The organism is Thiomicrospira sp. (genome assembly GCF_014859555.1).
GTDB lineage: Bacteria > Pseudomonadota > Gammaproteobacteria > Thiomicrospirales > Thiomicrospiraceae > Thiomicrospira.
In genome coordinates this window covers 1-5,940 of sequence record NZ_JACUTY010000080.1, presented here as the reverse complement: position 1 = coordinate 5,940, position 5,940 = coordinate 1, and the positions used below count along the sequence as shown (strand labels likewise).

Genomic DNA, 5,940 nt, shown 5'->3' with positions numbered 1-5,940 from the left:
GAACGCATAACGGTATTACAGTAGCGGCAGGCCTGCATTCCCACGCAGGAGCGTAGGAACGAGCAAACCCACCTCCATCAACGCGCGCTTACACAAGTTCTCAAAATAATATCTGTCTGCATAATTAGACACTCCAACGCATTGCCAAGGATTCCACTCTAGACCGAATCAATCAAAATTCAACATTAACAAAAATGCCGGACTCAATCCGGCATTCAACAAATTCACTCATAGTGTGTCCACATTCGATAAACCTTAATCAATTGCTCCTGTTCAAAAACCTCATAAACCAATCGATGCTGTTTATTAATACGGCGACTGATTAATCCCTTCATATTACCCTGCAAATATTCAAACGCAGGTGGATAAACAAACGGATCGGCTTGAATCAACTCTAAAAGTTTTAACACTTTTGGCTTAAGACCAGAAGCGGCAAGCTTTTTGGCATCCTTCTGAGCTTGAGACATGATCAAAATCTGATACATTACCAATCCAGTTGGTTTAGATTCACACCTTCTTTGACAGGCTCGGCTCTCGCCTGTTCAATACTCGCAACCATCCCATCCGCAGAACGCAAATATTCATCATCCGAGAGAAAATCACCCGCCTCAACAATACTCACTTCATTTTGCGAAAAATGCTGAAGCAACCAAAGAAACTTATCACTGACGCTATCATCGATTTTTAACGTTAAGGTCTTCATCCAAACCTCCTTCAAAATAGTGAATCAAGTATAACACCAAACAAAGTCGTTTCACGTCAGCGCGAATCCGACCAAACTCTGCATCATCCACACAAAGTTATTAACATCCTCCCCGCCGTTCATACGAAGTTTTACGCGGTGCTGAATATTAGTTGAATTCAAGGTCTTGATTAAGAACCAGTAAATCACTGGCGCACTCGTCAACTGGCGTATTTAAACCCGCCACAATAGATTCACCAATCCCCTGAACACTTAACAAAGACAAGGTCTCGTTAATCGCAGACCAGTCTTCTTCAGCAATCAGAAACGCATTACCTTTTTTACCCGTGATTGTAATCGGCTGATGTGATTCATTGACCTGTGTAATCAGACCATAAAAGTTAGAACGTGCAACTGTTGAATTTAATGTAGTCATAGCCACCTCAAAAAAATAAAACAATACGCGATAACGTACGTAAGAATTAGGCCAATAAACATCGAAATAAACGCCGGCATGTTAAAAACACACTCAAGGATTGAGCTTGTGAGTAATGTTAAGTTCACCGCTTTTATATTGCTTTTGGTTTTTCTTATCCGCCAAAGCGCAGAACTGCTTTTTGCTGAGGCCAGCTTGTGAGGCCATTGACACCAATACCATGCCGCTAAAAGGCTCGTTATGACAAGAAACGGTGACTTTGAATAAAGTATGATCTACAACTTTGCGCCAGTGCTCATGCCCAGAGGATTTATTTGGATCTTTTTCAAACCCTAATAATTTAAGAATTTGACGAACTTGGCTACAAGTAAGCGGCGGGCATTTGCTAAAAAAACCACCCCATGCTTAACAAGCACGAAGTTTACGGTGCTCGACATCAGAGGCTAAAAGTGATTCGCTAAACCATTGGCTTGCGGACTTAACCCAATGCTTTATCAGCAGACTGTAATATTTGAGGAAAATAGGCCAAGGCGCTTTTCTGGCAAGCAATTGCGCTTGGTAAGCTTTATCCTGCCCCTCTAACGCGTCATGCAAATAGTCGGCGGCCATATCTAAAATCTTAGCGCGCGCTTCTTCAAGGCTGGAGGCCTGCACCGCAAGATTCAAATCTAAACAATAGGCATAAAAAATACGGTCTTCTTGATAACCAAAAAAACGAATCATTAAACTGCTTGCTACCATAACCGTATTCTCCAAAAAGGGATTTAATTTTAACAACTATCAAACCCACTAGCAAACATCCTTGTAACCCCCACCTAAAACAAAAATGCCGGACAAAGCCGGTATCATTTAATAAAAAGTTACAACCTAAACGACTTACTTCATTTTCTCGTTTAACTGGATCACGTTATCTTTGGCGTAGAGATAATCCACAATACCGGAGGTATGGTTAAAGCCGTGTACCAGCTTTTTTAACAACGCTAACACCGCATCGTAGCTTTCAAGTTTCGCTTCCAGCTCAATATAGGCTTCGGTTAACTGCTCGTAAGGGATAAAGTCTTCGTGGGCTTTCATAATACGTGGGTGGTCGGTGCCATCGACGTTTACGGCCTTGACAAGTTCACACGCCGCGCCAATTCCATAAAATAATCCCGCGACCAAATATCCAGCAGACTTGCATCGGTAATAAAACGGCGAGCGTCGCTCTTAGCCGACTCAATATCCAACCGCTCAATCCGCTGTGTCAGCCAGTCTGCAAATAACTCGGGAGTCAAATCCTCACCGCCTAAATCCCCACTTTGCCTAGCGCGCACTTCTAAATGCGCCAAATTCAATTCCACTCCGCGGCGTATATACCACTCAAAGTCAAACCAATCACGCCCCTTTACTCGGTTCTGCCATTGTCGAAACAACAAAGCGTGCATCTTGCCCGCATACAGATCCGACAAACTAAAACACTTTACATACACCGAATAAGGATCAAGCAGTAGCTTTTCTTCCGTTTTAAATCCCAAGGGTGGATCCGTATCCACCTCAAACTTAATTTTCAACACCCTCTGACCGCGTACGCTAACATCATAAATACTCGTATTTTTCTTTAAAAACGCCGACACCACCGCAGTTTCTACCGACTTCTCGCGTGCCGAAATTTCCACTTCAAACCCCAGCGCCGAAAACTCTTTTTCCAGCGTACTAAAATAAGGCACTAAAGAAAAATCGGCCTGTGGTGCCAACAAAGAAAAGTCTAAGTCTTCCGAAAAACGCGGTAAACCATAAAAAATCCGCAAACAGGTGCCGCCATAAAACGCCGCCTTATCAAAAAACCCCGCCCTCACCAGGCCTGCTAACGCAATCTCCTGCATCACCTCGCGCAACGCATCATTCAAGCTCTCACCGTCGGCTAGATTATATTTTTGCAACATCTGCTCAACCACACTCATACCAATGCCTCCAACACCTGACGCAACGCCTTAAACTGACGCGGCTTATAGCCTGAAGACACATAAGCCTCTAGCACCGATGCATCAAAATCGCGCAAACCTTGCTCATCTAAACGTAAATCCTCAAATAAAAATGATCGCATCGACGCCCTACCCACAGCCTTTAAATGCCGCGTTAGCAACACCTTATCGCACACCGCCTTCGTCGGGCTCGCCAGCCAAAAGTGTTGATGACCGACAGCCTCAATCGTCAAGCCGACCGCAAAAAGCTTCTCTGGGATTGTAAAGAAAGAAAAGCGACCTAATGTATTCTCAAGTTCTCGCCCGCGACCCGTACAAACCGACGTCACCTCAACCACTCGTTCAGGTATCAAACCATGCCACGCCAGGGCATACTCCAACGACACGCAAGATGGCCCATACAACCGATTTGCAATTAAAGGCAAACACAAAGCCTCCTGCCGCCAAGGCAAGCCAACCACATACAAACCGCGTTTGAGCGCAATCAGCGTACCCGATGACAGCCATTCTGAAATCTTATCGTTTGGAGAAGCATAATCAGACAAGAGCGGCAACAAAGCACCATGAGAAAAAGGCACCGCCCCAAAGGAAGCTAAACGAAACTCAAGCATAAAAATCTCGGTTTTGAATACATAATCGAAAATTATCCGATTAAACGACCATAATTGCAACAAAATAAACCTTCGCCATCATGAGGTGGATGTGTAATCCCCCGCCAAAAACAAAAATGCCGGACAAAGCCGGCATGATTTAGCATAAAGTTCTCAACTAAACGACTTACTTCATTTTCTCGTTTAACTGGATCACGTTATCTTTGGCGTAGAGATAATCCACAATACCGGAGGTGTGGTTAAAGCCTTGTACCAGCTGTTTTAACAACACCAACACGGCATCGTAATCGTAGTTTTCCAGTTTGGCTTCCAGCTCGATATAAGCTTCGGTTAACTGCTCGTAAGGAATAAAGTCTTCGTGAGCGGTCATAATGCGTGGGTGGTCGGTGCCATCGACGTTTTCGCCAATCAGCAACTCTTCATACAATTTTTCACCCGGGCGTAAGCCAGTATATTGAATCTCAATATCGCCATTGCCCTGCTCATCCATCACATCCATACCCGACAGCTTAATCACGCGGCGCGCTAACTGGTCGATTTTAACCGGCTCGCCCATATCTAACACAAACACATCGCCGCCCACGCCCATCGAACCCGCTTGAATCACCAAAGACGCGGCTTCAGGAATCGTCATAAAGTAACGCGTAATGTCTTTGTGAGTAACCGTAACCGGCCCACCTTCAGCGATCTGTTTTCTAAACAATGGAATCACCGAACCCGATGACCCCAACACATTACCAAACCGCACCATCAAAAAGCGGGTTTTAGAATATTCAACCTGCAAAGCTTGCAACGCCATTTCGGCTAAACGCTTGCTTGCGCCCATAAAGTTAGTCGGGCGCACCGCCTTATCGGTGGAGATCAATACAAAGTTACGCACGCCATTTTCCGCCGCCGCTTTCGCACACACATGTGTGCCAAACGCATTGTTAAAAATACCTTCCTGAATATTGTGCTCTACAATTGGTACATGCTTATAAGCCGCGGCGTGATACACCGTGTTCACCCCACGCTTCACAAATACGCGAGCCAACTTTCGTTCATCCAACACACTGCCCAAAATCGGCGTTAAACGACTATCACGCAACTCAGGATAACAACGCAACTCATGTTCAATGTTATAAAGCGCAAACTCGCTAACCTCAAACAGAATCAACTCTTTCGGCTGTTGCTTTAAAATCTGGCGACATAACTCCGAGCCAATCGAACCACCCGCGCCCGTCACCATCACCACCTGATCTTTTATACAACGATCTAACAAAGTCTGAACCGGTTGCACACAATCGCGGCCTAACAAATCTTCAATCTCAACCTCACGAATATCCGAAAAACTGACCTTGCCAGTCACAATCTCATCCATGCCCGGCAGGGTGGACACCTTAACCGCATAAGGCTCTAACCACTCTAAAATTGCCTTACGACGCGACGCACGTAAAGACGGAATCGCCAAAAACACTTCCGACACATCATAATCATTAATCAAACGCTGCAAATCCGCCCGACAATACACCTTAACCGAGCCAATAACGTGTTTTTTTAACGCCTGATCATCATCAATAAAGCCCACCACCTTTAAACCAGGAATGCGCACAATCGCATTTAACAACTGTTGCCCAGACGACCCTGCGCCAAAAATCACCACGCGTTTGCGACCCATTGAACCTTTTACACCCTGGTTTAACAGCCAGCGCATACTCATACGCGTTACCGCAATAAACAACAAGGCCAACAACCAGCTAATCACAATCGACGAACGTGGATACTTAAGATCCAACATAAAGATCGCCGCCGCCCAAACCGCAAATACCACCGTCACCGCCACAAACACCGTAAAAGCAAAGCGCGAGCCGATATAACGAATCACCGCACGATATAAACCCTGGTTAACAAAAACCGGAACCGCCAGAATAGGCAATAAGACAATAGCAGGATAATAAGCGATAACCGGAAAAACAGTATCGCCAAAACGCAACCAAATCGCCAACACCGCAACAAACAAAAGCCCCACAACATCCAATGATACGGATATTGCGCGCTTTGACCAACGTGGCAACTCAACTAATTGACGAACTATTTTCATAAAAATACTTATAGATTAATTTGATTAAAGAAATCATACCACCAGGCCTGGTAATCAACACCAATGCCTCATTCAATTTATTGTCCGAAATCTCAGAATCGAGGTTTTTGCTTTTGATGCATCAAACAACGGCGAGTACGTTTTGAAAGCGGTGTCCACGCTTCTGGATA

At 44.9% G+C, this 5,940-nt stretch carries 8 protein-coding genes; all 8 read right to left on the bottom strand.

All coding sequences use genetic code 11. The features are described 5' to 3' along the window. Positions 1 to 224 precede the first annotated feature (224 nt). A complete protein-coding gene (locus IBX48_RS09610) occupies positions 225 to 485 on the bottom strand; it encodes a Txe/YoeB family addiction module toxin (RefSeq protein WP_296833855.1) in 261 nt (86 codons plus the stop codon). Beyond that, positions 485 to 703 carry a hypothetical protein gene (locus IBX48_RS09605; RefSeq protein WP_296833852.1) on the bottom strand — a complete coding sequence of 73 codons (219 nt, stop codon included), beginning with the start codon at positions 701 to 703 and terminating at the stop codon, positions 485 to 487. Before IBX48_RS09605 ends, IBX48_RS09610 begins: the two co-directional genes overlap by 1 nt. A 148-nt stretch (positions 704 to 851) precedes the next feature. Then, the gene (locus IBX48_RS09600) at positions 852 to 1,118 is read right to left on the bottom strand and encodes a type II toxin-antitoxin system Phd/YefM family antitoxin (RefSeq protein ID WP_296833849.1); all 267 of its coding nucleotides are present in this window, start codon (positions 1,116 to 1,118) and stop codon (positions 852 to 854) included. Positions 1,119 to 1,523: 405 nt separating this feature from the next. Next, positions 1,524 to 1,859, bottom strand: a complete 336-nt coding sequence (locus IBX48_RS09595) for a hypothetical protein (RefSeq protein WP_296833845.1) — start codon at positions 1,857 to 1,859, stop codon at positions 1,524 to 1,526. 135 nt (positions 1,860 to 1,994) lie between these two features. Continuing rightward, a complete protein-coding gene (locus IBX48_RS09590; protein ID WP_296833843.1) occupies positions 1,995 to 2,192 on the bottom strand; it encodes a hypothetical protein in 198 nt (65 codons plus the stop codon). Between the two features lie 29 nt (positions 2,193 to 2,221). Then, positions 2,222 to 3,058 (bottom strand): nucleotidyl transferase AbiEii/AbiGii toxin family protein, encoded by an 837-nt coding sequence (locus IBX48_RS09585; RefSeq protein ID WP_296833840.1) that lies wholly within the window; start codon positions 3,056 to 3,058, stop codon positions 2,222 to 2,224. Next, entirely contained in the window at positions 3,055 to 3,753 is a 699-nt protein-coding gene (locus tag IBX48_RS09580; protein ID WP_296833837.1) for a hypothetical protein, read from the bottom strand. Before IBX48_RS09580 ends, IBX48_RS09585 begins: the two co-directional genes overlap by 4 nt. 103 nt (positions 3,754 to 3,856) lie before the next feature. Then, positions 3,857 to 5,770, bottom strand: coding sequence for a nucleoside-diphosphate sugar epimerase/dehydratase (locus tag IBX48_RS09575; protein WP_296833834.1), 1,914 nt, complete (start codon positions 5,768 to 5,770; stop codon positions 3,857 to 3,859). Positions 5,771 to 5,940: the final 170 nt, after the last annotated feature.